35 protein-coding genes are annotated in these 23724 nt (G+C 56.7%); 2 read left to right on the forward strand and 33 right to left on the reverse strand.

What is annotated here, in order from left to right; all coding sequences use genetic code 11:
* Positions 1-77: 77 nt before the first annotated feature.
* A complete protein-coding gene (locus tag J3P86_RS23675; protein WP_434698988.1) occupies positions 78-1145 on the forward strand; it encodes a LacI family DNA-binding transcriptional regulator in 1068 nt (355 codons plus the stop codon).
* Between the two features lie 170 nt (positions 1146-1315).
* On the opposite strand, the gene J3P86_RS23680 is transcribed toward J3P86_RS23675, so the two are convergent.
* Together J3P86_RS23680 and J3P86_RS23685 are read right to left on the reverse strand one after the other, a co-directional pair.
* Complete coding sequence (locus tag J3P86_RS23680; RefSeq protein ID WP_434698989.1) at positions 1316-1831, reverse strand: single-stranded DNA-binding protein; 516 nt, start codon at positions 1829-1831, stop codon at positions 1316-1318.
* Between the two features lie 9 nt (positions 1832-1840).
* Positions 1841-3238 (reverse strand): MFS transporter, encoded by a 1398-nt coding sequence (locus tag J3P86_RS23685; RefSeq protein WP_305498449.1) that lies wholly within the window; start codon positions 3236-3238, stop codon positions 1841-1843.
* Between the two features lie 168 nt (positions 3239-3406).
* On the opposite strand from J3P86_RS23685, the gene uvrA reads away from it, so the two are divergent.
* The gene (gene uvrA, locus J3P86_RS23690) at positions 3407-6241 is read left to right on the forward strand and encodes an excinuclease ABC subunit UvrA (protein WP_434571478.1); all 2835 of its coding nucleotides are present in this window, start codon (positions 3407-3409) and stop codon (positions 6239-6241) included.
* 115 nt (positions 6242-6356) lie between these two features.
* On the opposite strand, the gene bfr is transcribed toward uvrA, so the two are convergent.
* The 31 genes from bfr to tuf all read right to left on the reverse strand — a co-directional run bounded on the left by bfr (position 6357) and on the right by tuf (position 23711).
* Positions 6357-6821, reverse strand: a complete 465-nt coding sequence (bfr, locus tag J3P86_RS23695; RefSeq protein ID WP_024778335.1) for a bacterioferritin — start codon at positions 6819-6821, stop codon at positions 6357-6359.
* Between the two features lie 158 nt (positions 6822-6979).
* On the reverse strand, positions 6980-8428 hold the full coding sequence (locus J3P86_RS23700) for a catalase (RefSeq protein WP_434698990.1): 1449 nt from the start codon (positions 8426-8428) through the stop codon (positions 6980-6982).
* Positions 8429-8652: 224 nt separating this feature from the next.
* A complete protein-coding gene (gene rplQ / locus J3P86_RS23705; RefSeq protein WP_003176402.1) occupies positions 8653-9039 on the reverse strand; it encodes a 50S ribosomal protein L17 in 387 nt (128 codons plus the stop codon).
* Positions 9040-9081: 42 nt separating this feature from the next.
* Positions 9082-10083, reverse strand: a complete 1002-nt coding sequence (locus tag J3P86_RS23710) for a DNA-directed RNA polymerase subunit alpha (RefSeq protein WP_003176403.1) — start codon at positions 10081-10083, stop codon at positions 9082-9084.
* Positions 10084-10105: 22 nt separating this feature from the next.
* The gene (gene rpsD, locus J3P86_RS23715; RefSeq protein ID WP_003176404.1) at positions 10106-10726 is read right to left on the reverse strand and encodes a 30S ribosomal protein S4; all 621 of its coding nucleotides are present in this window, start codon (positions 10724-10726) and stop codon (positions 10106-10108) included.
* Between the two features lie 18 nt (positions 10727-10744).
* Complete coding sequence (gene rpsK / locus J3P86_RS23720; RefSeq protein ID WP_002555466.1) at positions 10745-11134, reverse strand: 30S ribosomal protein S11; 390 nt, start codon at positions 11132-11134, stop codon at positions 10745-10747.
* A 30-nt stretch (positions 11135-11164) separates the two neighbouring features.
* Positions 11165-11521: a 30S ribosomal protein S13 gene (gene rpsM, locus J3P86_RS23725; RefSeq protein WP_009045849.1), complete on the reverse strand. Its 357-nt coding sequence runs from the start codon at positions 11519-11521 to the stop codon at positions 11165-11167.
* Positions 11522-11651: 130 nt separating this feature from the next.
* A complete protein-coding gene (gene rpmJ / locus J3P86_RS23730; protein WP_002555468.1) occupies positions 11652-11768 on the reverse strand; it encodes a 50S ribosomal protein L36 in 117 nt (38 codons plus the stop codon).
* Positions 11769-11798: 30 nt separating this feature from the next.
* Positions 11799-13127, reverse strand: coding sequence for a preprotein translocase subunit SecY (gene secY, locus J3P86_RS23735; protein WP_018612224.1), 1329 nt, complete (start codon positions 13125-13127; stop codon positions 11799-11801).
* Complete coding sequence (gene rplO, locus J3P86_RS23740; protein ID WP_003186032.1) at positions 13128-13565, reverse strand: 50S ribosomal protein L15; 438 nt, start codon at positions 13563-13565, stop codon at positions 13128-13130.
* 3 nt (positions 13566-13568) lie between these two features.
* The gene (gene rpmD, locus J3P86_RS23745) at positions 13569-13745 is read right to left on the reverse strand and encodes a 50S ribosomal protein L30 (protein WP_003176408.1); all 177 of its coding nucleotides are present in this window, start codon (positions 13743-13745) and stop codon (positions 13569-13571) included.
* A gap of 2 nt (positions 13746-13747) precedes the next feature.
* On the reverse strand, positions 13748-14248 hold the full coding sequence (rpsE, locus tag J3P86_RS23750; RefSeq protein WP_003186035.1) for a 30S ribosomal protein S5: 501 nt from the start codon (positions 14246-14248) through the stop codon (positions 13748-13750).
* Positions 14249-14251: 3 nt separating this feature from the next.
* Positions 14252-14602, reverse strand: coding sequence for a 50S ribosomal protein L18 (rplR, locus tag J3P86_RS23755; RefSeq protein WP_003186037.1), 351 nt, complete (start codon positions 14600-14602; stop codon positions 14252-14254).
* 10 nt (positions 14603-14612) lie between these two features.
* The gene (gene rplF, locus J3P86_RS23760; RefSeq protein WP_003186039.1) at positions 14613-15146 is read right to left on the reverse strand and encodes a 50S ribosomal protein L6; all 534 of its coding nucleotides are present in this window, start codon (positions 15144-15146) and stop codon (positions 14613-14615) included.
* 12 nt (positions 15147-15158) lie between these two features.
* Positions 15159-15551 carry a 30S ribosomal protein S8 gene (rpsH, locus tag J3P86_RS23765; RefSeq protein WP_003186040.1) on the reverse strand — a complete coding sequence of 131 codons (393 nt, stop codon included), beginning with the start codon at positions 15549-15551 and terminating at the stop codon, positions 15159-15161.
* 210 nt (positions 15552-15761) lie between these two features.
* Positions 15762-16067 (reverse strand): 30S ribosomal protein S14, encoded by a 306-nt coding sequence (gene rpsN, locus J3P86_RS23770; RefSeq protein ID WP_003186042.1) that lies wholly within the window; start codon positions 16065-16067, stop codon positions 15762-15764.
* A 13-nt stretch (positions 16068-16080) separates the two neighbouring features.
* Positions 16081-16620, reverse strand: coding sequence for a 50S ribosomal protein L5 (gene rplE, locus J3P86_RS23775; RefSeq protein WP_030140492.1), 540 nt, complete (start codon positions 16618-16620; stop codon positions 16081-16083).
* A 22-nt stretch (positions 16621-16642) separates the two neighbouring features.
* Positions 16643-16957: a 50S ribosomal protein L24 gene (gene rplX, locus J3P86_RS23780; protein ID WP_003176416.1), complete on the reverse strand. Its 315-nt coding sequence runs from the start codon at positions 16955-16957 to the stop codon at positions 16643-16645.
* 11 nt (positions 16958-16968) lie between these two features.
* Complete coding sequence (gene rplN / locus J3P86_RS23785; RefSeq protein WP_002555479.1) at positions 16969-17337, reverse strand: 50S ribosomal protein L14; 369 nt, start codon at positions 17335-17337, stop codon at positions 16969-16971.
* Between the two features lie 23 nt (positions 17338-17360).
* Positions 17361-17627: a 30S ribosomal protein S17 gene (rpsQ, locus tag J3P86_RS23790; protein ID WP_003194644.1), complete on the reverse strand. Its 267-nt coding sequence runs from the start codon at positions 17625-17627 to the stop codon at positions 17361-17363.
* Between the two features lie 2 nt (positions 17628-17629).
* Positions 17630-17821 (reverse strand): 50S ribosomal protein L29, encoded by a 192-nt coding sequence (rpmC, locus tag J3P86_RS23795; protein WP_002555481.1) that lies wholly within the window; start codon positions 17819-17821, stop codon positions 17630-17632.
* Positions 17821-18234, reverse strand: coding sequence for a 50S ribosomal protein L16 (gene rplP / locus J3P86_RS23800; protein WP_003186052.1), 414 nt, complete (start codon positions 18232-18234; stop codon positions 17821-17823). The genes rpmC and rplP overlap by 1 nt, the downstream gene beginning before the upstream one ends.
* A gap of 12 nt (positions 18235-18246) precedes the next feature.
* Positions 18247-18933, reverse strand: coding sequence for a 30S ribosomal protein S3 (rpsC, locus tag J3P86_RS23805; RefSeq protein WP_003176422.1), 687 nt, complete (start codon positions 18931-18933; stop codon positions 18247-18249).
* A gap of 13 nt (positions 18934-18946) precedes the next feature.
* Positions 18947-19279, reverse strand: a complete 333-nt coding sequence (rplV, locus tag J3P86_RS23810; protein ID WP_003103908.1) for a 50S ribosomal protein L22 — start codon at positions 19277-19279, stop codon at positions 18947-18949.
* A gap of 11 nt (positions 19280-19290) precedes the next feature.
* The gene (gene rpsS / locus J3P86_RS23815) at positions 19291-19566 is read right to left on the reverse strand and encodes a 30S ribosomal protein S19 (RefSeq protein WP_002555486.1); all 276 of its coding nucleotides are present in this window, start codon (positions 19564-19566) and stop codon (positions 19291-19293) included.
* Between the two features lie 16 nt (positions 19567-19582).
* On the reverse strand, positions 19583-20407 hold the full coding sequence (gene rplB / locus J3P86_RS23820; RefSeq protein ID WP_003186055.1) for a 50S ribosomal protein L2: 825 nt from the start codon (positions 20405-20407) through the stop codon (positions 19583-19585).
* Positions 20408-20421: 14 nt separating this feature from the next.
* Positions 20422-20721, reverse strand: a complete 300-nt coding sequence (gene rplW / locus J3P86_RS23825; RefSeq protein ID WP_002555488.1) for a 50S ribosomal protein L23 — start codon at positions 20719-20721, stop codon at positions 20422-20424.
* On the reverse strand, positions 20718-21320 hold the full coding sequence (gene rplD, locus J3P86_RS23830; protein WP_003186057.1) for a 50S ribosomal protein L4: 603 nt from the start codon (positions 21318-21320) through the stop codon (positions 20718-20720). The genes rplW and rplD overlap by 4 nt, the downstream gene beginning before the upstream one ends.
* A gap of 12 nt (positions 21321-21332) precedes the next feature.
* Entirely contained in the window at positions 21333-21968 is a 636-nt protein-coding gene (gene rplC, locus J3P86_RS23835; protein ID WP_434698991.1) for a 50S ribosomal protein L3, read from the reverse strand.
* Positions 21969-22048: 80 nt separating this feature from the next.
* Positions 22049-22360 (reverse strand): 30S ribosomal protein S10, encoded by a 312-nt coding sequence (rpsJ, locus tag J3P86_RS23840; protein WP_003186070.1) that lies wholly within the window; start codon positions 22358-22360, stop codon positions 22049-22051.
* A gap of 157 nt (positions 22361-22517) precedes the next feature.
* Positions 22518-23711: an elongation factor Tu gene (gene tuf / locus J3P86_RS23845; protein ID WP_003186071.1), complete on the reverse strand. Its 1194-nt coding sequence runs from the start codon at positions 23709-23711 to the stop codon at positions 22518-22520.
* Positions 23712-23724 lie beyond the last annotated feature (13 nt).

The following is a 23724-nucleotide window of genomic DNA, read 5'->3' on the forward strand; positions in this document are numbered from 1 at the left end:
ACCCAAGCACGCTAGGATTGATGGCCCTTTTCTGCTATGAAAGCTTTTACATAAATTGTCTCAATGGATAAGCCACGGTGGGAAAGTTACGCATTGCTGAAATTGCGGCACAGACGGGCCTGTCCATCGCGACGGTGTCGCGGGTGCTTGCTGGCAAATCCAACACCCGCCCCGCCACGAGAGAAAAAGTGCTGGCGGCGGCTCGTCAGCAGGGCGTGATGGAAGGCCTCGCCAATGGTCGCTTCCTGCTCAACGGGCTGACCATCTTCGCGCCCTCGCGGGCCTTCAACGTACGCTCGGATATCTTCTACTACAAAGTTATCCAGGGCATCACGCAGGCGGTCGCGCAACATGATGTTCGAGTTCGCTATTGCGAGCTTGAAGAGGTTGATAGCGACGCATTGCTGTTTTTACAGAAGATGAATCAGAAGGACACCGGTGCGGCGATCCTGATTGGTATTGATGATCCGCACATACACCAACTCGCGGCCGACCTCAGCAAGCCGACGGTACTGATCAACTGCATTGATCGCAGCATGCGCTTGCCCTCGATATCGCCCGACCACTTCTTGATCGGTCATTATTCGATAAATTATCTGTTTCAGATGGGGCACCGAAATGTACTGACCCTCCAGTGTCTCAGGCGGTACACGATGGATCTGCGGATACGTGGAATTCGTGATGCATGGAAGGAGCAAAATCTCGAATTCATCGAAACAAAACACCTGATGGTTGCCGAAGGTTTCGGCAGTGCTGAATCTGAAGCGCGGGTAGCGGCCTTCCTGGAAAACTGCGCACCCGACGACCGACCGACTGCCATCCTGGCCGGGGGCGACTTCATGGCAGCCGGCGCGGTTAAAGCGCTGCAGAATGCCGGCTTGAGGGTTCCTCAGGATGTTTCAGTGATGAGCATGGACGGGTTCAACCTGGCGGACATCAACGATATACCGCTCACCACGCTTCACGTGCCCCGCGGTGAACTGGGCGCGGAAGCGATAAGGATCTTGAGACAGCAGCTTTTCGAACCGCGATCGCCTTGTGGCAATCTTCTTCTCGGTGGACACCTGATAACCGGCAGTTCGGTGCGGCGCATCAAGCACAGCGCCAAGCAAACGCCGGTCTATCAGACGATTATCTATGACTGATCCATTCGCGGCATAACCCGTCAATCCGTGCTCATCTCACTTGATTGATCCTTGGGACACCTTGGCTTACGCAAAGCGAAAAAAACCCTCCAGGCTTTGCAGCGAAGAGGGCTTTATCGAGCTTTCAGGTTTCATTCGATGAGGAGACTCACGAATGAAACCACTGCGGATCAGAACGGAATATCGTCATCAAAGCTGTCGAAATCCGGAGCCGGTTGCGGTGCGGCCTGTTGCGGAGCTGGGCGCTCGCGCTGTGGCTGTGGCGCCGACTGCGGACGAGGCGCCTGCTGACGCGGGGCCGCTTGCTGGTAGTTGTTGCCACCCTGCTGCTGGTCACCTTGCGGACGGCCACCGAGCAACTGCATGGTGCCTTGCATGTCGACCACGATTTCGGTGGTGTAACGCTTGATGCCGTCTTTTTCCCACTCGCGGGTCTGCAGCTTGCCTTCGATGTAGACCTGCGAACCCTTGCGCAGGTATTCGCCGGCAATCTCCGCCACTTTGCCGAACATCGACACGCGGTGCCATTCGGTCTTCTCGACCTTCTGGCCGGTCTGCTTGTCGGTCCATTGTTCGCTGGTCGCCAGGCTCAGGTTAGTCACGGCGTTGCCGTTAGGCAGGTAGCGAACTTCTGGATCCTGGCCGCAAGTACCGACCAATATGACTTTGTTAACCCCACGGGCCATAACGTTCTCCTAGGCTTCGCACGCTGCCGGGGCCGGGTTGTTCACCAGGCGCTCAAGCGTCGCACGATCCAATAATTCGGTGTCCAGTTTGATATAAACGGCCGCCTCGTCGGCGACCACCACTGCATCGGTTACTCCAACGACGGCCCTGAGGCGCTCGGCCAGGCCTGCTTCGCGGATGGCTTCGGGCGACAACGGCAAGCGCAGGCTCGTCACATACGGAGGTTCGCGCATGGTAACAGCAAAAACCAGCCAAAGTGCAGCCAGCGCGGCACATCCCAGGAACACAACCGACAAACCGCCATGCTGGAACAGCCAGCCGCCGAGGATCCCGCCCAATGCCGAACCGAGGAACTGGCTGGTTGAATAAACCCCCATCGCCGTGCCCTTGCCGCCCGCCGGTGACACCTTGCTGATCAGCGACGGCAGTGACGCCTCCAACAGGTTGAACGCGGTGAAGAACACCACCGTGCCAATCACCAGGGCGCGCAAGCTGTCGCCGAACTGCCAGAAGAATAGCTCAGTGAGCATGAGCGTCACGACGGCGCCGAGCAAAACTCGTTTCATTTTGCGTCGCTTCTCGCCATAGATAATGAACGGAATCATGGCGAAGAACGAAATGACCAGTGCCGTCAGATAGACCCACCAGTGCTGCTCCTTGGGCAGGCCGGCCTTTTCCACCAGCGCCAGCGGCAAGGCCACGAAGCTGGACATCAACATGGCATGCAGCACGAAGATGCCCAGGTCCAGGCGCAGCAGGTCAGGATGCTTTAGCGTCGGCACCAGCGCCTGGCGGGCCACCCCGGATTCACGGTGCTGCAACGGCCCGGTGGAGCGCGGCACGATCAACGCGACGATGAGGATGCCCACCAGTGCCATGGCACCGGTCGCCAGGAACAACCCCGACAACCCAAAGGCACGGGTCAACAACGGTCCTACAACCATGGCGACGGCGAACGACAGACCAATCGTCATGCCGATCATCGCCATGGCTTTCGTGCGATGTTGCTCGCGGGTCAGGTCCGACAGCAACGCCATGACGGCAGCGGAAATGGCGCCCGCTCCTTGTAGGATCCGTCCGGCGATCACGCCCCAGATCGAATCGGCATTCGCCGCCAGCACGCTGCCGAGGGCGAACACGATGAGCCCCAGGTAAATCACCGGGCGCCGGCCGATCCGGTCGGAAATGATCCCGAAGGGAATCTGGAAAATCGCCTGGGTCAGGCCGTAGGCGCCGATGGCGAGCCCGATGAGGGCCGGGGTCGCGCCCGCCAGGTCCATGCCATAGGTCGCCAGTACCGGCAACACCATGAACATGCCGAGCATGCGGAAGGCGAACACCAGGGCCAGACCGCCTGCCGCGCGGGTCTCGCCGCTACTCATGCGTTCGCTGTGGGGATCTTGCATGGAAAAACCTCGTGTGAACCGGCGGGGATTCTACCAGTCCCATCGATTGAGGGGGTATATGGCGACCGTTTGCCGCGCAGTCTTCATGTATGGCTTGCAATAGTGTGCATCCATCCAGTATTTGCCCGTATACTCCTACGTTTTCGACGCCCGCCGAGCGAGGCCACTTTGGACAAGATCCTGATTCGTGGGGCCCGTACCCACAACCTGAAGAACATCGACCTGACCCTGCCTCGGGACAAGCTGATCGTCATCACCGGCCTGTCCGGATCCGGCAAATCATCCCTGGCCTTCGACACCTTGTACGCCGAAGGCCAGCGCCGCTATGTCGAATCGCTGTCGGCCTACGCCCGGCAGTTCCTGTCGATGATGGAAAAACCCGACGTCGATACCATCGAAGGCCTGTCGCCAGCGATCTCCATCGAACAGAAGTCGACGTCCCATAACCCGCGGTCGACGGTCGGCACCATTACCGAGATCTACGACTACCTGCGCTTGCTGTATGCGCGAGTCGGTATCCCCCGCTGCCCTGATCACGACACCCCACTGGAAGCCCAGACCGTCAGCCAGATGGTCGACCTGGTGCTCGCCCAGCCGGAAGGCAGCAAGCTGATGCTGCTCGCACCGGTGATTCGCGAGCGCAAGGGTGAACACCTGATGGTCTTCGAAGAATTGCGCGCCCAGGGCTTCGTACGCGCCCGGGTCAACGGCAAGCTGTGCGAGCTCGACGAGCTGCCGAAGCTGGATAAACAGAAGAAGCACTCGATCGATGTGGTGGTAGACCGCTTCAAGGTCCGCGCCGACCTGCAGCAGCGCCTGGCCGAATCCTTCGAGACCGCACTGAAGCTGGCCGACGGCATCGCCCTGGTGGCGCCGATGGACGACGAACCCGGTGAAGAGATTATCTTCTCGGCACGCTTCGCCTGCCCGATCTGCGGCCACGCCATCAGCGAGCTGGAACCCAAGCTGTTTTCCTTCAACAACCCGGCCGGCGCCTGCCCTACCTGCGACGGCCTGGGGGTCAAGCAGTTCTTCGACACCAAGCGGCTGGTCAACGGCGAGCTGACCCTGGCCGAAGGCGCGATTCGTGGCTGGGACAGGCGCAACGTCTATTACTTCCAAATGCTCGGGTCGCTGGCGGCCCATTACAAGTTCAGCCTGGACAAACCATTCAACGAGCTGCCCGCGGACCAGCAGAAATTCATCCTGCATGGCAGCGGCACGCAGAACGTCGATTTCAAATACCTGAACGACCGTGGTGATATCGTCAAGCGCTCCCACCCGTTCGAAGGCATCGTGCCTAACCTGGAACGGCGCTACCGCGAGACCGAATCGGCCAGCGTGCGCGAAGAACTTGCCAAGTTCCTCAGCACCCAGCCCTGCCCGGACTGCCGCGGCACCCGTTTGCGCCGGGAGGCGCGGCACGTGTGGGTGGGTGAGAAAACCCTGCCGGCGGTGACCAGCCTGCCGATCGGCGATGCCACTGACTATTTCGGTGGCTTGAAGCTCACCGGCCGTCGTGGCGAAATCGCCGACAAGATCCTCAAGGAGATCCGCGAGCGCTTGCAGTTCCTGGTGAACGTCGGCCTGGACTACCTGACCCTCGACCGCAGCGCGGATACCCTGTCCGGCGGTGAGGCCCAGCGTATCCGTCTGGCCAGCCAGATCGGTGCCGGGCTCGTGGGTGTCATGTACATCCTCGACGAACCGTCCATTGGCTTGCACCAGCGGGACAACGACCGGTTGCTCGGCACGCTGAAACACCTGCGCGACATCGGCAATACGGTGATCGTGGTCGAGCACGATGAAGACGCGATTCGCCTCGCCGATTACGTCGTGGATATCGGCCCGGGCGCGGGGGTGCACGGCGGACACATCGTCGCCCAGGGCACCGCCGCCGAAGTCATGGCGCACCCCGACTCGCTGACCGGCAAATACCTGTCGGGCCGGGTGAAGATCAAGGTGCCGGCCAAGCGTACCCCACGCAATAAAAAGCTGTCGTTGACCCTCAAGGGCGCACGCGGCAACAACCTGCGCAACGTCGACCTGGAAATCCCGATCGGCCTGCTGACCTGCGTTACCGGTGTTTCCGGCTCCGGCAAGTCGACGCTGATCAACAACACGCTGTTTCCCCTCAGTGCCACCGCGCTGAACGGTGCCACCACCCTGGAAGCCGCCGCGCACGACAGCATCAAGGGCCTGGAGCATCTGGATAAAGTTGTCGACATCGACCAGAGCCCGATCGGCCGGACGCCGCGCTCCAACCCGGCGACCTATACAGGGTTGTTCACGCCGATCCGCGAACTGTTCGCCGGCGTACCGGAATCACGCTCGCGGGGCTACGGCCCGGGCCGCTTCTCGTTCAACGTCAAGGGCGGGCGCTGCGAAGCCTGCCAGGGCGATGGCCTGATCAAGGTGGAGATGCATTTCCTGCCCGACATCTATGTGCCGTGCGACGTGTGCAAGAGCAAGCGCTATAACCGTGAAACGCTGGAGATCAAGTACAAGGGCAAGAACATCCACGAAACCCTCGAAATGACGATCGAGGAGGCCCGAGCGTTCTTCGACGCAGTACCGGCATTGGCGCGCAAGCTCCAGACATTGATGGATGTAGGGCTTTCGTACATCAAGCTCGGGCAGTCGGCGACGACCTTGTCCGGCGGCGAGGCGCAGCGGGTCAAGCTGTCCCGTGAACTGTCCAAGCGCGATACCGGCAAGACCCTGTATATCCTCGACGAGCCGACCACAGGCCTGCACTTCGCCGATATCCAGCAATTGCTCGATGTATTGCATCGCCTTCGCGACCACGGCAACACCGTTGTGGTCATCGAGCACAACCTGGATGTGATCAAGACGGCTGACTGGCTGGTAGACCTCGGGCCGGAAGGCGGCTCCAAGGGCGGCCAGATCATCGCCGTAGGTACGCCGGAGCAAGTGGCGGAAATGAAGCAGTCTCACACCGGCTATTACCTCAAGCCGTTGCTGGAGCGTGATCGGGACTGAAGCACCGGGCATGAAAAAGCCCCTGTCATCTCATCGATGCAGGGGCTTTTTTGATCGTTCCCACGCTCCGCGTGGGAATGCATCTTGGGACGATCTGCGTTCCCTTCCGCAGCAATCAGAACTGCGATTGCAGGTAATTCTCCAGCCCGATCAACTTGATCAGACCCAACTGCTTTTCAAGCCAGTAAGTGTGGTCTTCTTCAGTATCGTTGAGCTGCACCCGCAGGATCTCGCGAGTGACGTAGTCGTTGTGCTGTTCGCACAGCTCGATGCCTTTGCACAGCGCCGCGCGGACTTTGTATTCCAGACGCAGGTCGGCGGCGAGCATGTCAGGTACGGTGGTACCGATGTCAAGGTCGTCCGGGCGCATGCGTGGCGTGCCTTCGAGCATCAGGATCCGGCGCATCAACGCATCGGCGTGCTGCGCTTCTTCTTCCATCTCGTGGTTGATACGTTCGTAGAGCTCGGTAAAACCCCAATCCTCGTACATCCGCGAGTGGATGAAATATTGATCACGGGCTGCCAGTTCGCCTGTCAGCAACGTGTTGAGGTAATCGATTACGTCTGGGTGACCTTGCATCGCCCTACATCTCCACAAGCTTTGAAAGGCCCTAGTTTGAACCAAGCTGACTGCAAGGTCACTCGCCTATCGCAATAAAAGTGAAGAAAATCCGAGAAAAGCAGGGTAAATAACGCAAAAACCGCCCAAATGAGGGCGGTTCTGCTTCTCGTTTAGACTTAGTTAAGCTGTACGCCCAAAGCTTTTGCGATACCTTCTCCATAAGCAGCGTCTGCCTTGAAGAAATGCTGCAACTGGCGATCGACAACATCCGCCGAGACCCCCGCCATAGCACCGGCGATATTGCTGATCAACAGCGCTTTCTGCTCATCGTTCATCAAGCGGAACAGCGCACCGGCATGGCTGTAGTAGTCGGTATCCTCGCGATGATCATACCGATCCGCCGCACCGCTGAGGGCCAGCGCCGGCTCCGCATAACGCGGCGCCTGCTTCGGCGCCTCCACGAAGCTGTTCGGCTCATAGTTCGGAGCTGCGCCGCCATTGCTGCCGAACGCCATGGCGCCGTCGCGCTGGTAGGTATTGACCGGGCTGCGCGGCGCGTTCACCGGCAACTGCTGATGGTTGGTACCTACGCGGTAGCGGTGTGCATCGGCATAGGCAAACACACGACCCTGCAGCATGCGATCAGGCGAGAGACCCACACCCGGCACCATGTTGCTAGGCCCGAATGCCGCTTGCTCCACTTCGGCGAAGTAGTTCAGCGGGTTGCGGTTGAGCTCCAGCTCGCCGACTTCGATCAGCGGAAACTCTTTCTGCGACCAGGTCTTGGTCACATCGAACGGGTTTTCGTAATGGGCCGCGGCCTGTGCCTCGGTCATGATCTGGATGCAGACGCTCCATTTCGGGAAGTCACCGCGCTCGATCGCCTTGAACAGGTCGCGCTGGGCATAATCCGGATCGGTGCCCGCCAGGCGTGCAGCTTCGGCCGGCGCGAGGTTCTTGATGCCTTGCTTGGTCTTGTAGTGCCATTTCACCCAGTGACGCTCACCCAGAGCATTGATCAGGCTGTAGGTGTGACTGCCGAAACCGTGCATGTGACGATAGCCGTCAGGAATCCCCCGGTCAGAGAACAGAATGGTGACCTGGTGCAACGCTTCGGGCGAGTGCGACCAGAAGTCCCACATCATCTGGGCACTTTTGAGGTTGCTTTGTGGCAGGCGCTTCTGGGTGTGAATGAAGTCTGGAAACTTCAGTGGGTCGCGGATGAAAAACACCGGTGTGTTGTTGCCGACGATGTCCCAGTTACCTTCTTCGGTGTAGAACTTCAGGGCAAAACCGCGTGGATCGCGCTCGGTATCGGCGGAGCCGCGCTCGCCACCCACGGTAGAGAAGCGCAGGAAAGTCGGCGTCTGCTTGCCAACCGACTCGAACAACTTGGCGCTGGTGTATTGAGTGATGTCGCGAGTTACGGTGAAGGTACCGTAAGCGCCTGAGCCCTTGGCATGCACACGACGCTCTGGAATGTTTTCGCGATTGAAATGAGCAAGCTTCTCGATCAGGTGGAAATCGTCGAGCAGCAGCGGGCCACGTGGACCGGCGGAGCGAGAGTTCTGGTTATCGGCGACAGGAGCGCCACTGGCGGTCGTAAGCGTTTTGGTCTGGCTCATGCTCAAATCTTCCTAGGTCGGTTCGGACTGCCGGCTAATCGGCTGGTGAGGAGTATTGATCATGTTAGTGACAGTATCCAAATTCATTAAATCATGGGCTTCGATAGTCATTATCTAATAAGCAAGATTGCCAATAGCCAGGCCAGGCGAAACGGCTAACGCACTTTTCCATCGAGCACAAAAAACCGGGCACTAGGCCCGGTTCTTCGTTGCAGACTGTCGTCTTACTCGGCGCTTACAGCTTCGCCGGCAGTAGCACGATCAACCAACTCGACGTACGCCATAGGCGCGTTGTCGCCAGCGCGGAAACCGCACTTGAGGATGCGCAGGTAGCCACCCTCACGGGTAGCGTAACGCTTGCCCAGGTCGTTGAAGAGCTTACCAACGATAGCTTTCGAACGAGTACGGTCGAAAGCCAGACGGCGGTTAGCCAGGCTGTCTGTCTTGGCCAGAGTGATCAGCGGCTCGGCAACGCGGCGCAGTTCTTTGGCTTTCGGCAGTGTAGTTTTGATCAGCTCGTGCTCGAACAGCGACACCGCCATGTTTTGGAACATGGCCTTGCGGTGCGAGCTGGTGCGGCTCAGGTGACGACCACTTTTACGATGACGCATGGTTCATTCCTTACCAAACACAACGTTCGGTGATTACGACGATCAGGCAGTCGCCTTGTCGTCCTTCTTAAGACTTGCAGGCGGCCAGTTGTCGAGGCGCATGCCGAGGGACAGACCGCGGGAGGCCAGAACGTCCTTGATTTCAGTCAAGGATTTCTTGCCAAGGTTCGGAGTCTTCAACAGCTCTACTTCGGTACGCTGAATCAGGTCACCGATGTAGTAGATGTTTTCCGCCTTAAGGCAGTTAGCCGAACGTACAGTCAGTTCCAGATCGTCAACCGGGCGAAGCAGGATCGGATCGATCTCGTCTTCCTGCTCGATAACCACTGGCTCACTGTCACCCTTGAGGTCGACGAACGCAGCCAACTGCTGTTGCAGGATGGTTGCAGCGCGGCGGATAGCCTCTTCAGGATCCAGGGTACCGTTGGTTTCCAGATCAATAACCAGCTTGTCCAGGTTGGTACGCTGTTCGACACGGGCGTTTTCCACCACGTATGCGATACGGCGAACCGGGCTGAACGAAGAGTCAAGCTGCAAGCGACCGATGCTGCGGCTTTCGTCTTCATCGCTCTGACGCGAGTCTGCCGGTTCATAACCACGACCACGAGCTACGGTGAGCTTCATGTTCAGGGCGCCGTTAGACGCCAGGTTAGCGATTACGTGATCGGGGTTAACGATCTCGACATCATGATCCAGCTGAATATCGGCAGCGGTAACCACCCCCGAACCCTTCTTCGACAAGGTCAGCGTAACTTCGTCACGACCGTGCAGCTTGATAGCCAGACCTTTAAGGTTCAACAGGATTTCAATTACGTCTTCCTGTACACCTTCGATGGCGCTGTACTCGTGGAGCACACCGTCAATCTCGGCCTCGACTACTGCACAGCCGGGCATTGAGGACAACAGGATGCGGCGCAGCGCGTTGCCCAGGGTGTGGCCGAAACCACGCTCGAGAGGCTCGAGTGTGATCTTGGCGCGGGTTGGACTGACAACCTGCACATCAATATGGCGGGGTGTCAGGAACTCATTTACCGAAATCTGCATGGATGCACCTATTTTCTAGCCCTTACTTGGAGTAGAGCTCGACAATCAGGCTTTCGTTGATGTCGGCGGACAGATCACTGCGAGCAGGAACGTTCTTGAAAACGCCCGACTTCTTCTCAGTGTCTACTTCTACCCATTCTACGCGGCCACGTTGGGCACACAGATCGAGAGCTTGGACAATGCGAAGTTGGTTTTTTGCTTTCTCGCGAACAGCAACCACGTCACCAGCACGAACCTGGTAGGACGGAACGTTCACGGTCTGGCCGTTAACGCTGATCGACTTGTGCGATACCAGCTGACGGGATTCGGCACGAGTAGAACCGAAACCCATACGGTATACAACGTTGTCCAGACGGCATTCGAGCAGCTGCAACAGGTTTTCGCCGGTTGCGCCTTTCTTGCCAGCAGCTTCTTTGTAGTAGCCGCTGAATTGACGCTCGAGAACGCCGTAGATACGACGGACCTTCTGCTTTTCACGCAGTTGGGTGCCGTAATCGGACTGGCGACCGCGGCGTTGGCCGTGGATACCAGGTGCTGCTTCAATGTTGCACTTCGATTCGATCGCGCGCACGCCGCTCTTCAGGAAGAGATCGGTGCCTTCGCGACGAGCGAGTTTGCATTTTGGACCAATGTAACGAGCCATTCTTTACAATCTCCTGGATTACACGCGGCGCTTCTTCGGCGGACGGCACCCGTTGTGCGGGATTGGCGTCACGTCGGTGATGCTGGCGATCTTGTAGCCACAGCCGTTCAAAGCGCGGACTGCGGATTCACGACCTGGACCTGGACCTTTGACGTTGACGTCGAGGTTTTTCAGGCCGTATTCCAGCGCAGCTTGACCAGCACGCTCAGCAGCTACTTGAGCAGCGAACGGAGTGGACTTGCGGGAACCGCGGAAACCCGAACCACCGGAGGTAGCCCAGGAAAGAGCGTTACCTTGACGGTCGGTAATGGTCACGATGGTGTTGTTAAAAGATGCATGGATGTGGGCGATGCCATCAACCACTGTCTTTTTAACTTTTTTACGAGGACGAGCAGCAGGTTTTGCCATGATTAAATTCCTGTCGATTCGCTGGGGCGATTACTTGCGGATCGGCTTACGCGGACCTTTACGGGTACGCGCGTTGGTCTTGGTACGCTGACCGCGTACTGGCAGACCACGACGATGACGCAGACCGCGATAGCAACCGAGGTCCATCAAGCGCTTGATTTTCATGTTGATTTCGCGACGCAGGTCACCTTCAGTGGTGAACTTCGCCACTTCGCCACGCAGCTGTTCAATTTGCTCGTCGCTCAGATCCTTGATCTTTGCTGCTGGGTTGACCCCAGTCTCTGCACAAATTTTCTGTGCAGTAGTGCGACCAACACCATAGATGTAGGTCAGCGAGATAACAGTATGCTTGTTATCTGGAATGTTGACGCCTGCAATACGGGCCATTCAGTGGGACTCCAATTGACAGCTACCTACGCCCCGGAAGCCAAGAAATAGGGCGCGAGATAATATCGCTGTAATAACAAATAATCAACCCGGCAGCGCACTAGCTGCCGGGCTTAAAGCACAATCACACTCAGCCTTGGCGCTGTTTGTGACGCGGTTCCGCGCTGCAAATTACCCGAACAACACCTTCGCGGCGAATAATCTTGCAGTTACGGCACAGCTTTTTCACCGATGCACGAACTTTCATCACCAACTCCTCGAACCTTATGGACGCTACTCAGCGCAACATGCCGCTGCCGTAGCCCTTCAGGTTGGCTTTCTTCATCAGGGATTCGTACTGGTGCGAAACGAGGTGCGATTGTACTTGGGACATGAAGTCCATCACAACCACGACCACGATCAGCAACGAGGTCCCGCCAAGGTAGAACGGAACGTTTGCCGCAACCACCAGGAACTGGGGAAGCAAGCACACGGCCGTCATGTAAAGAGCACCGAACAAGGTCAAACGCGTCAGAACGCCATCAATGTAGCGCGCCGACTGCTCGCCCGGACGGATACCCGGAATAAAGGCACCGGACTTCTTCAGGTTTTCCGCTACGTCTTTCGGATTGAACATCAACGCCGTATAGAAGAAGCAGAAGAAAATAATCCCTGCACTAAACAGCAGAATATTCAACGGCTGACCAGGAGCGATCGACTGCGAGATGTCCTGCAACCAGCCCATACCTTCAGACTGGCCGAACCAGGCACCCAACGAAGCCGGGAACAGCAAGATGCTGCTCGCGAAAATGGCCGGGATAACGCCGGCCATGTTCACCTTCAACGGCAAGTGGCTGGTCTGCGCAGCAAAAACCTTGCGGCCCTGCTGACGCTTGGCGTAGTGAACAGCGATACGACGCTGGCCACGCTCAATGAACACCACGAAACCGATAATCGCTACTGCCAGCAAACCGATGGCAACCAGGGCGAAGATGTTGATATCACCCTGACGCGCAGACTCGAAAGACTGCCCGATCGCTCTCGGAAGACCGGCGACGATACCTGCGAAGATCAACATCGAGATACCGTTGCCAACACCACGCTCAGTAATCTGCTCACCCAGCCACATCATGAACATCGCACCCGCCACAAAAGTGGTTACCGCGACGAAATGGAAGCCAAAGTCACCAGTGAACGCTACGCCCTGCCCCGCCAGACCGATGGACATGCCAACAGCCTGGACGAGAGCGAGGACGACAGTGAGGTAGCGGGTGTACTGGCTGATCTTGCGACGGCCAGCTTCACCTTCCTTCTTCAACTGCTCCAGCTGCGGGCTGACAGCGGACATCAGCTGCATGATGATCGATGCCGAAATGTACGGCATGATCCCCAGTGCAAAGATGCTCATCCGCTCCAGCGCGCCGCCGGAAAACATGTTGAACAAGCTAAGAATGGTCCCCTCATTCTGTCGAAACAGGTCCGCGAGTCGGTCCGGGTTGATACCTGGAACCGGGATGTGTGCGCCTATTCGGTAGACGATAATCGCCAGGAACAGAAAACGCAGACGAGCCCAGAGTTCAGACATACCGCCTTTGCCGAGCGCAGAGAGAGCACCTTGCTTAGCCATTTATTCCTCGAACTTGCCGCCAGCTGCTTCGATAGCCGCACGCGCACCTTTGGTGGCGCCGATTCCCTTTCCGATGGTGACAGCACGAGCAACTTCGCCCGACAGCATGATTTTCACACGCTGTACGTTCTGGTTGATCACGTTGGCATCCTTCAGGGACTGCACGGTGACGATATCGCCATCCACTTTGGCCAGCTCGGACAGACGCACTTCTGCGCGGTCCATGGCTTTCAGGGAAACGAAACCGAACTTCGGCAGGCGACGATGCAGCGGCTGTTGACCGCCTTCAAAGCCTGGAGCAATGGTGCCACCGGAGCGAGAGGTCTGACCCTTGTGGCCACGGCCACCGGTCTTGCCCAAACCACTACCGATACCACGGCCCGGACGATGCTTTTCGCGACGGGAACCCGGCGCTGGACTCAGATCATTGAGTTTCATCGATTAACCCTCGACACGCAGCATGTAGTAAGCCTTGTTGATCATCCCGCGATTCTCGGGAGTATCCTGGACTTCTACAGTGTGACCGATGCGACGCAGACCCAGACCCTTAACGCACAGTTTGTGGTTAGGGATGCGGCCGGTCATGCTTTTGATCAGCGTAACTTTTACGGTAGCCATGATCAGAAGATCTCCTTGACGCTTTTGCCACGCTTGGCGGCAATGGATTCAGGAGACTGCATTGCTTTCAAACCCTTGAAGGTGGCGTGAACCACGTTTACCGGGTTAGTCGAGCCGTAGCACTTGGCCAGAACGTTCTGAACGCCAGCAACTTCGAGGACAGCACGCATAGCGCCGCCAGCGATGATACCGGTACCTTCAGAAGCAGGCTGCATGTACACCTTCGAAGCGCCATGGGCAGACTTCATTGCGTACTGCAGGGTGGTGCCGTTCAGATCAACCTGGATCATGTTGCGGCGAGCAGCTTCCATTGCCTTCTGGATCGCAGCAGGCACTTCACGCGACTTGCCACGGCCGAAGCCAACACGCCCTTTACCATCACCTACCACGGTCAACGCGGTGAAAGTGAAGATACGGCCGCCTTTAACGGTTTTGGCTACGCGGTTAACTTGAACCAGCTTCTCGATGTAGCCTTCGTCGCGCTTTTGGTCGTTATTTGACATAACTTAGAACTCCAGCCCAGCTTCACGAGCAGCATCAGCCAGCGCCTTGACGCGGCCGTGGTACTTGAAGCCAGAGCGGTCGAAAGCCACCTGCGAGACGCCAGCGGCTTTAGCACGCGTAGCGACCAGCTGGCCAACCTTAGTGGCCGCGTCGATGTTGCCAGTGGCGCCATCACGCAGTTCTTTATCCAAAGTCGAGGCACTTGCCAGGACTTTGTTGCCGTCGGCCGAAATGACCTGGGCGTAGATGTGCTGCGACGAGCGGAACACGCAGAGACGCACGACTTCGAGTTCGTGCATTTTCAGGCGTGCTTTGCGAGCGCGACGCAGTCGAGTAACTTTTTTGTCGGTCATTTGCTATGCCCTACTTCTTCTTGGCTTCTTTACGACGGACGACTTCGTCCGCGTAGCGCACACCTTTGCCTTTGTACGGCTCTGGTGGACGGAAGTCGCGGATCTCGGCGGCCACTTGACCTACCAGCTGCTTGTCGATGCCCTTGATCAGGATATCGGTCTGGCTAGGAGTCTCAGCGGTGATGCCTTCCGGCAGTTCATAATCCACTGGGTGCGAGAAGCCAAGAGCCAGGTTCAGCACTGTGCCTTTTGCTTGCGCTTTGTAACCAACACCGACCAGCTGGAGCTTGCGCTCGAAGCCTTGGCTTACGCCTTGGACCATGTTGTTTACCAACGCACGAGTGGTACCAGCCATTGCGCGAGTCTGTTGATCGCCATTGCGAGCAGCGAAACGCAGCTCACCAGCTTCTTCAACGATCTCAACGGACGAATGGATGTTCAGTTGCAGAGTGCCCTTGGCACCCTTCACCGAAAGCTGTTGGCCTGCGAATTTGACTTCGACACCGGCTGGCAGCTTAACGGGGTTCTTAGCGACGCGTGACATGCTTATCCCCCCTTAGAACACAGTGCAAAGAACTTCGCCGCCGACACCGGCAGCGCGCGCAGCACGATCCGTCATCACACCTTTGTTGGTGGAGACGATAGACACACCGAGACCGCCACGAACTTTTGGCAGATCATCGACGGACTTGTACTGACGCAGGCCTGGACGGCTAACGCGCTTCACTTCCTCGATGACCGGACGGCCTTCGAAGTACTTAAGCTCGATGGACAGCAGAGGCTTGATTTCGCTGCTGATCTGATAACCCGCAATGTAACCTTCGTCCTTCAGGACTTTGGCAACAGCTACCTTCAACGTAGAAGATGGCATGCTTACGACGGACTTTTCAGCCATCTGGGCATTACGGATACGAGTTAGCATGTCCGCTAACGGGTCCTGCATACTCATGGGCTAGACGCTCCTAATACACAAAAAATTAGCCTTTCGGCTAGTACGTGTCGCCGAGCGCATCCGTGCAATAAAAACACGGGCTCAGGCGAGCCGGGTATTCTAGACACACCCCACAAATGAATCAAGCCCCAAAAGGGGCTTGATTCAAGTTCAAGGTCACCGGCGGTCAGGATCTTGCGATACCGACCGCCGCGACTTTGACAGTGCTTACCAGCTGGCCTTGACCAGACCTGGAACGTCACCACGCATTGCAGCTTGACGCAGCATGTTACGGCCGAGGCCGAACTTGCGGTACACGCCGTGCGGACGACCAGTCAGGCGGCAGCGGTTACGCATGCGCGAAGCGCTGGCGTCACGTGGCTGCTTCTGCAGTGCTACGGTAGCTTCCCAACGCGCTTCTGGACTTGCGTTCAGATCAACGATGATAGCTTTCAGCGCTGCACGCTTGGTGGCGTACTTGGCAACGGTGAGCTGACGCTTCAGCTCACGGTTCTTCATGCTCTTCTTGGCCATTGTCCTACTCCAATCAGTTGCGGAACGGGAATTTGAAAGCACGCAGCAGTGCGCGACCTTCTTCATCCGTCCGAGCAGTGGTGGTCAGGGTAATGTCCAGACCGCGGAGAGCGTCGATCTTGTCGTAATCGATTTCCGGGAAGATGATCTGCTCTTTCACGCCCATGCTGTAGTTGCCACGACCATCGAAGGACTTGGCATTCAGGCCGCGGAAGTCGCGAACCCGAGGCAGGGAGATCGACAGCAGACGATCCAGGAACTCGTACATACGCTCACGGCGCAGGGTCACCTTGACGCCGATCGGCCAACCTTCACGGACTTTGAAGCCAGCGATGGATTTCCGAGCGTAAGTCACAACGACTTTCTGACCGGTGATCTTTTCCAGGTCAGCTACAGCGTGCTCGATGACTTTTTTGTCGCCGATCGCTTCGCCCAGACCCATGTTCAGGGTGATTTTGGTAACGCGCGGAACTTCCATCACGTTCGAAAGCTTAAGTTCTTCCTTAAGCTTCGGTGCGATTTCCTTCCGGTAAATCTCTTTTAGTCGTGCCATGGTCTCATCTACCTAGCAGTGTTCAAGCATCAACCGCTTTTTGGGTCGACTTGAAGACACGAATTTTCTTGCCGTCTTCTACTTTGAAACCAACGCGGTCAGCCTTGTTGGTTTCGCCGTTGAAAATGGCGACGTTAGAAGCATCCAGTGGAGCTTCTTTTTCGACGATACCGCCCTGCACGCCCGACATCGGGTTAGGCTTGGTATGACGCTTGACCAGGTTCAGACCGCCAATAACCAGACGGTTGTTAGCGAGAACCTTAAGCACCTTACCGCGCTTACCTTTGTCTTTGCCGGCGATCACGATGATCTCGTCGTCACGACGAATCTTTTGCATGTCGGATCTCCTTACAGCACTTCTGGGGCGAGCGAGACGATCTTCATGAACTTCTCAGTACGAAGTTCACGGGTCACTGGCCCAAAGATACGGGTGCCGATTGGCTCTTGCTTGTTGTTCAGCAGAACAGCAGCGTTGCCATCAAAGCGGATGATGGAGCCGTCAGCACGACGAACACCATGGCGAGTGCGGACTACAACAGCAGTCATCACTTGACCTTTCTTCACCTTACCGCGAGGAATTGCTTCCTTGACGGTAACTTTGATGATGTCACCGATACCAGCGTAACGACGATGGGAGCCACCCAGCACCTTGATGCACATAACACGGCGAGCGCCGCTGTTATCGGCCACATCGAGCATGGATTGAGTCTGAATCATATAATTTCTCCGACCCCTAGCCCTTAGACTTCCACAGCGCGTTCGAGAACATCAACCAGCGCCCAAGACTTGGTCTTGGCCATCGGACGAGTTTCACGAATAGTGACTTTGTCGCCGATGTGGCACTGATTGGTTTCGTCGTGCGCGTGCAGCTTAGTCGAACGCTTAACGTATTTACCGTAGATCGGGTGCTTAACGCGACGCTCGATCAGAACGGTGATGGTTTTGTCCATCTTGTCGCTGACAACACGGCCAGTCAGCGTACGGACAGTTTTTTCGGCTTCAGCCATGATTACTTACCTGCCTGCTGGTTGAGCACAGTTTTCACGCGAGCGATGTCACGCTTAACTTGCGAGAGCAGATGAGACTGCCCCAACTGGCCAGTTGCCTTCTGCATACGCAGATTGAACTGGTCGCGCAGCAGGCCGAGCAGTTGCTCGTTCAGCTGCTGTGCTGATTTTTCACGAAGTTCATTCGCTTTCATCACATCACCGTCCGTTTAACAAAGGAGGTGGCGAGCGGCAGCTTTGCAGCAGCCAGGGCGAAAGCCTCACGCGCCAGCTCTTCAGAAACACCCTCGATTTCATACAGGACTTTGCCTGGCTGAATCTGGGCAACCCAGTACTCCACGTTACCCTTACCTTTACCCATCCGAACTTCGAGTGGCTTCTTGGTGACAGGCTTGTCCGGGAATACACGGATCCAGATCTTGCCGCCACGTTTTACGTGACGGGTCAGAGCACGACGCGCTGACTCGATCTGACGAGCGGTGAGACGACCACGAGCAACAGACTTCAGCGCGAACTCGCCGAAGCTGACTTTGCTACCGCGCAATGCCAGGCCACGGTTGTGACCGGTCATCTGCTTGCGGAACTTCGTACGCTTTGGTTGCAACATTTGGCGTACCCCTTACTTAGCAGCTTTTTTACGAGGCGCTGGTGCTTGTGGTTTCAGTTCTTCTTGGCGACCACCAATTACTTCGCCTTTGAAGATCCAAACCTTTACACCGATCACACCGTAAGTGGTGTGAGCTTCGTAGTTGGCATAGTCGATGTCGGCACGCAGGGTGTGCAATGGCACACGACCTTCGCGATACCATTCAGTACGTGCGATTTCAGCACCGCCGAGACGACCGCTCACTTGGATTTTGATGCCTTTGGCACCAATGCGCATGGCGTTCTGTACAGCGCGCTTCATAGCGCGACGGAACATTACGCGACGCTCCAGCTGCTGAGCTACGCTCTGCGCAACCAGCATACCGTCGAGCTCCGGCTTGCGGATCTCTTCGATATTGATGTGCACAGGCACACCCATTTGCTTGGTCAGGTCCTGACGCAGTTTCTCAACATCTTCACCTTTCTTCCCGATAACGATACCTGGACGAGCGGTGTGGATGGTGATACGTGCAGTCTGAGCCGGACGATGGATATCGATACGGCTGACGGACGCGCTTTTTAGTTTGTCTTGGAGATACTCACGCACCTTCAGATCAGCGAACAAGTAGTCCGCATAAGTCCGACCGTCTGCGTACCAGACGGAGGTGTGCTCCTTGACGATTCCCAGGCGAATGCCAATGGGATGTACTTTCTGACCCATCTCTTCGACTCCGTTACTTGTCAGCAACCTTGACAGTGATATGGCAAGACCGCTTGACGATGCGATCAGCACGGCCTTTGGCACGTGGCATGATGCGCTTCAGCGAACGCCCTTCGTTGACGAAAACGGTGCTGACCTTCAGGTCATCAACGTCTGCGCCTTCGTTATGCTCGGCGTTGGCTACGGCCGACTCCAGCACTTTTTTCATGATCTCGGCGGCTTTCTTACTGCTGAAAGCCAACAGGTTGAGCGCTTCGCCCACCTTCTTCCCGCGGATCTGGTCGGCGACCAAGCGGGCTTTCTGGGCGGAGATTCGAGCGCCCGACAACTTAGCGGCTACTTCCATTTCCTTACCCCTTAACGCTTGGCTTTCTTGTCAGCCACGTGCCCACGATATGTGCGGGTACCGGCGAACTCGCCCAGTTTGTGGCCGACCATGTCTTCGTTCACGAGAACTGGGACGTGCTGGCGACCGTTGTGTACAGCGATGGTCAGACCGACCATCTGTGGCAGGATCATCGAACGACGCGACCAGGTCTTAACTGGTTTGCGATCGTTCTTTTCCGCCGCCACTTCGATCTTCTTCAGTAGGTGAAGATCAATAAAAGGACCTTTTTTCAGAGAACGTGGCACTGTCGTATCCCTCTATTTACTTGCGACGACGGACGATCATTTTGTCGGTACGCTTATTACCACGAGTCTTCGCGCCCTTAGTCGGGAAGCCCCATGGCGATACCGGATGACGACCACCAGAGGTACGACCTTCACCACCACCATGTGGGTGGTCAACCGGGTTCATGGCAACACCACGAACGGTTGGGCGAACGCCACGCCAGCGCTTGGCACCAGCTTTACCCAACGAACGCAGGCTGTGCTCGGAGTTCGAGACTTCGCCCAGGGTCGCACGGCATTCAGCCAGGACTTTACGCATCTCACCAGAACGCAGACGCAGGGTCACGTAGACACCTTCACGAGCGATCAGCTGAGCCGAAGCACCAGCGGAACGAGCGATTTGCGCGCCTTTACCTGGCTTCAATTCGATGCCGTGTACGGTGCTACCAACTGGAATGTTGCGCAGTTGCAGAGCGTTGCCCGGCTTGATCGGTGCCAGAGCACCTGCGATCAGCTGGTCGCCAGCACTCACGCCTTTAGGGGCGATGATGTAGCGACGCTCGCCATCTGCGTACAGCAGCAGAGCGATGTGAGCAGTACGGTTTGGATCGTATTCGATACGCTCGACGGTGGCAGCGATGCCATCCTTGTCGTTGCGACGGAAGTCGACCAGACGATAATGCTGCTTATGACCACCACCAATGTGACGAGTGGTAATACGGCCATTGTTGTTACGACCACCAGACTTCGATTTTTTCTCGAGCAGCGGTGCGTGAGGAGCGCCTTTATGCAGCTCCTGGTTGACCACCTTGACCACAAAACGGCGGCCAGGGGAAGTCGGTTTGCATTTAACGATTGCCATGATGCACCCCTTCCTTACTCAGCACTGCTGCTGAAATCGAGATCTTGGCCTGGCTGAAGGGAGATAACTGCCTTCTTCCAGTCATTACGCTTGCCCAGACCGCGAGCAGTGCGCTTGCTCTTACCCAGAACGTTCAGGGTAGTAACGCGCTCTACTTTCACGCTGAACAGGCTTTCGACGGCCTTCTTGATTTCCAGCTTGGTTGCATCGGTTGCAACCTTGAAAACGAACTGGCCTTTCTTGTCTGCCAGAACCGTAGCCTTCTCGGAAACGTGCGGGCCAAGCAGAACTTTAAATACGCGTTCCTGGTTCATCCCAGCAGCTCCTCGAATTTCTTCACGGCCGACACGGTGATCAACACCTTGTCGTATGCGATCAGACTGACCGGATCGGAACCCTGCACGTCACGGACATCGACGTGTGGCAGGTTGCGAGCAGCCAGGTACAGGTTCTGATCAACAGCGTCAGACACGATCAGGACGTCAGTCAGGCCCATGCCATTCAGCTTGTTCAGCAGATCTTTGGTTTTCGGTGCTTCAACAGCGAAGTCCTGAACCACGACCAGACGATCAGTACGCACCAGCTCAGCAAGGATGGAACGCATTGCTGCGCGATACATCTTCTTGTTCAGCTTCTGGGAGTGATCCTGAGGACGAGCTGCGAAAGTGGTACCGCCGCCACGCCAGATTGGGCTACGGATAGTACCGGCACGAGCACGGCCAGTACCTTTCTGACGCCATGGGCGCTTACCGCCACCAGAAACGTCGGAACGGGTCTTTTGCTGCTTGCTACCTTGACGGCCGCCGGCCATGTAGGCCACGACTGCTTGGTGAACCAGCGTCTCGTTGAATTCGCCGCCAAATGTCAGTTCGGAAACTTCGATCGCTTGAGCGTCATTTACATTTAATTGCATGTCAGCTTCCCCTTAACCGCGAGCCTTGGCTGCTGGACGTACAACCAAGTTGCCGCCAGTAGCGCCAGGAACAGCGCCCTTGACCAACAACAGATTGCGTTCAGCGTCCACGCGCACTACTTCGAGGGACTGCACGGTCACGCGCTCGGCGCCCATATGACCGGACATTTTTTTGCCCTTGAATACACGACCAGGAGTCTGGCACTGGCCGATAGAGCCTGGAACGCGGTGGGATACGGAGTTACCGTGGGTGTTATCTTGCCCGCGGAAGTTCCAACGCTTGATCGTACCCTGGAAGCCTTTACCCTTGGACTGACCGGTTACATCAACCAGTTGGCCAGCGGCGAAGATTTCAGCGTTGATCAGATCGCCGGCCTGGTAATCGCCTTCTTCAAGGCGGAATTCCATTACGGTACGACCAGCGGCAACGTTCGCCTTGGCGAAGTGGCCAGCTTGAGCAGCTGTTACACGCGAAGCACGACGCTCGCCGACAGTGACTTGCACTGCACGATAGCCATCGATCTCTTCAGTTTTGAACTGGGTGACGCGATTCGGCTCGATCTCAATGACCGTGACCGGAATGGAGACACCTTCTTCGGTGAAAATACGGGTCATACCGCATTTACGACCGACTACACCAATAGTCATGTTGTAAACCTCATGAGTGTACGGGGCTTTCACCCGCTATGGCCGCCCATTTCAGAGCGTTACACGACTAAGACCGAGTCTTAGCCGAGGCTGATCTGCACTTCCACACCGGCCGCAAGATCGAGCTTCATAAGAGCATCAACGGTTTTATCCGTTGGCTGGACGATGTCCAGAACGCGCTTATGAGTACGGATCTCGTACTGGTCACGCGCGTCTTTGTTGACGTGCGGGGAGACCAGAACGGTGAACCGCTCTTTACGGGTAGGCAGTGGAATTGGACCACGCACTTGAGCACCAGTACGTTTCGCGGTTTCCACGATTTCCTGGGTGGATTGGTCGATCAGGCGATGGTCAAAAGCCTTCAACCTGATACGGATTTGCTGATTTTGCATTGGATTTCAGACTCCGGCTGCTATTCCCACCGGGCGCAATACGCCCGTTAAAAGGAGGCGCAATTCTATAGACGCCCCCGATAGGTGTCAACCCAATAAAAAAGCCCCCGCTAAGCGGGGGCTTTTCAACTCACCGAGTCAACTCTACAAGAGAGTCTTACTCGATGATTTTGGCTACGACGCCAGCGCCGACGGTACGACCGCCTTCACGGATAGCGAAACGCAGACCGTCTTCCATTGCGATGGTTTTGATCAGGGTGACAACCATTTTGATGTTATCGCCTGGCATTACCATTTCAACGCCTTCCGGCAGCTCGCAGTTACCGGTCACGTCAGTGGTCCGGAAGTAGAACTGTGGACGGTAGCCTTTGAAGAACGGAGTGTGACGACCGCCTTCTTCTTTGCTCAGAACGTACACTTCAGCTTCGAACTTGGTGTGCGGCTTGACCGAACCCGGCTTAACCAGAACCTGGCCACGCTCAACGTCGTCACGCTTGGTACCACGCAGCAGAACGCCGCAGTTCTCGCCAGCACGACCTTCGTCGAGCAGCTTACGGAACATTTCAACACCGGTGCAGGTGGTGACGGTGGTGTCACGCAGACCTACGATTTCCAGCGGATCCTGAACCTTGACGATACCGCGCTCGATACGACCAGTCACAACAGTACCGCGACCGGAGATCGAGAATACGTCTTCGATAGGCATCAGGAACGGCTTGTCGATAACACGAACTGGCTCTGGGATGTAGCTGTCCAGAGTTTCTACCAGACGCTTCACAGCGGTGGTACCCATTTCGTTGTCGTCCTGGCCGTTCAGAGCCATCAGAGCCGAACCGATGATGATTGGGGTGTCATCACCTGGGAAGTCGTAAGTGCTCAGCAGATCGCGCACTTCCATCTCAACCAGTTCCAGCAGCTCAGCGTCGTCAACCATGTCAGCCTTGTTCAGGAAGACAACGATGTACGGAACGCCTACCTGACGGGACAGCAGGATGTGCTCACGGGTTTGTGGCATCGGACCATCGGCGGCCGAGCAAACCAGGATCGCGCCGTCCATCTGGGCAGCACCGGTGATCATGTTCTTCACATAGTCAGCGTGACCTGGGCAGTCAACGTGAGCGTAGTGACGAATCGAAGAGTTGTACTCAACGTGCGCGGTGTTGATGGTGATACCACGAGCCTTTTCTTCCGGAGCGCTGTCGATTTTGTCGAAAGCAACAACGGCCGAACCGAAAACTTCGGAGCAGACGCGAGTCAGAGCAGCGGTCAGAGTGGTTTTACCGTGGTCAACGTGACCAATGGTGCCAACGTTGACGTGCGGTAGGGAACGATCAAATTTTTCTTTAGCCACGACAATTAACTCC

This window comes from Pseudomonas sp. D1-1 (genome assembly GCF_051132225.1).
Taxonomy (GTDB): Bacteria; Pseudomonadota; Gammaproteobacteria; order Pseudomonadales; family Pseudomonadaceae; genus Aquipseudomonas.

Excerpts from the sequence above, each read along its gene's own strand:
- rpsJ (WP_003186070.1), bottom strand. The coding sequence starts at position 22,360 with ATGCAAAATCAGCAAATCCGTATCAGGTTGAAGGCTTTTGACCATCGC.
- rpsM (WP_009045849.1), bottom strand. The coding sequence starts at position 11,521 with ATGGCCCGTATTGCAGGCGTCAACATTCCAGATAACAAGCATACTGTT.
- rplE (WP_030140492.1), bottom strand. The coding sequence starts at position 16,620 with ATGGCACGACTAAAAGAGATTTACCGGAAGGAAATCGCACCGAAGCTT.
- J3P86_RS23710 (WP_003176403.1), bottom strand. The coding sequence starts at position 10,083 with ATGCAGATTTCGGTAAATGAGTTCCTGACACCCCGCCATATTGATGTG.
- rplW (WP_002555488.1), bottom strand. The coding sequence starts at position 20,721 with ATGAACCAGGAACGCGTATTTAAAGTTCTGCTTGGCCCGCACGTTTCC.
- rpsQ (WP_003194644.1), bottom strand. The coding sequence starts at position 17,627 with ATGGCTGAAGCCGAAAAAACTGTCCGTACGCTGACTGGCCGTGTTGTC.
- rplC (WP_434698991.1), bottom strand. The coding sequence starts at position 21,968 with ATGACTATTGGTGTAGTCGGTCGTAAATGCGGTATGACCCGTATTTTC.
- rplX (WP_003176416.1), bottom strand. The coding sequence starts at position 16,957 with ATGCAAAAGATTCGTCGTGACGACGAGATCATCGTGATCGCCGGCAAA.
- rplB (WP_003186055.1), bottom strand. The coding sequence starts at position 20,407 with ATGGCAATCGTTAAATGCAAACCGACTTCCCCTGGCCGCCGTTTTGTG.
- J3P86_RS23680 (WP_434698989.1), bottom strand. The coding sequence starts at position 1,831 with ATGGCCCGTGGGGTTAACAAAGTCATATTGGTCGGTACTTGCGGCCAG.
- rpmJ (WP_002555468.1), bottom strand. The coding sequence starts at position 11,768 with ATGAAAGTTCGTGCATCGGTGAAAAAGCTGTGCCGTAACTGCAAGATT.
- rpsD (WP_003176404.1), bottom strand. The coding sequence starts at position 10,726 with ATGGCTCGTTACATTGGTCCAAAATGCAAACTCGCTCGTCGCGAAGGC.
- rplQ (WP_003176402.1), bottom strand. The coding sequence starts at position 9,039 with ATGCGTCATCGTAAAAGTGGTCGTCACCTGAGCCGCACCAGCTCGCAC.
- rplF (WP_003186039.1), bottom strand. The coding sequence starts at position 15,146 with ATGTCACGCGTCGCTAAGAACCCCGTTAAGCTGCCAGCCGGTGTCGAA.
- rplR (WP_003186037.1), bottom strand. The coding sequence starts at position 14,602 with ATGACCGACAAAAAAGTTACTCGACTGCGTCGCGCTCGCAAAGCACGC.
- rplV (WP_003103908.1), bottom strand. The coding sequence starts at position 19,279 with ATGGAAGTAGCCGCTAAGTTGTCGGGCGCTCGAATCTCCGCCCAGAAA.
- rplD (WP_003186057.1), bottom strand. The coding sequence starts at position 21,320 with ATGCAATTAAATGTAAATGACGCTCAAGCGATCGAAGTTTCCGAACTG.
- rpsC (WP_003176422.1), bottom strand. The coding sequence starts at position 18,933 with ATGGGTCAGAAAGTACATCCCATTGGCATTCGCCTGGGAATCGTCAAG.
- rpsE (WP_003186035.1), bottom strand. The coding sequence starts at position 14,248 with ATGTCAAATAACGACCAAAAGCGCGACGAAGGCTACATCGAGAAGCTG.
- rpsH (WP_003186040.1), bottom strand. The coding sequence starts at position 15,551 with ATGAGTATGCAGGACCCGTTAGCGGACATGCTAACTCGTATCCGTAAT.
- rplO (WP_003186032.1), bottom strand. The coding sequence starts at position 13,565 with ATGAAACTCAATGATCTGAGTCCAGCGCCGGGTTCCCGTCGCGAAAAG.
- J3P86_RS23685 (WP_305498449.1), bottom strand. The coding sequence starts at position 3,238 with ATGCAAGATCCCCACAGCGAACGCATGAGTAGCGGCGAGACCCGCGCG.
- secY (WP_018612224.1), bottom strand. The coding sequence starts at position 13,127 with ATGGCTAAGCAAGGTGCTCTCTCTGCGCTCGGCAAAGGCGGTATGTCT.
- rpmD (WP_003176408.1), bottom strand. The coding sequence starts at position 13,745 with ATGGCTACCGTAAAAGTTACGCTGATCAAAAGCATGACCGGCCGCATC.
- rpsN (WP_003186042.1), bottom strand. The coding sequence starts at position 16,067 with ATGGCCAAGAAGAGCATGAAGAACCGTGAGCTGAAGCGTCAGCTCACC.
- bfr (WP_024778335.1), bottom strand. The coding sequence starts at position 6,821 with ATGCAAGGTCACCCAGACGTAATCGATTACCTCAACACGTTGCTGACA.
- rplP (WP_003186052.1), bottom strand. The coding sequence starts at position 18,234 with ATGTTGCAACCAAAGCGTACGAAGTTCCGCAAGCAGATGACCGGTCAC.
- rpsK (WP_002555466.1), bottom strand. The coding sequence starts at position 11,134 with ATGGCAAAACCTGCTGCTCGTCCTCGTAAAAAAGTTAAAAAGACAGTG.
- J3P86_RS23700 (WP_434698990.1), bottom strand. The coding sequence starts at position 8,428 with ATGAGCCAGACCAAAACGCTTACGACCGCCAGTGGCGCTCCTGTCGCC.
- rplN (WP_002555479.1), bottom strand. The coding sequence starts at position 17,337 with ATGATTCAGACTCAATCCATGCTCGATGTGGCCGATAACAGCGGCGCT.
- rpmC (WP_002555481.1), bottom strand. The coding sequence starts at position 17,821 with ATGAAAGCGAATGAACTTCGTGAAAAATCAGCACAGCAGCTGAACGAG.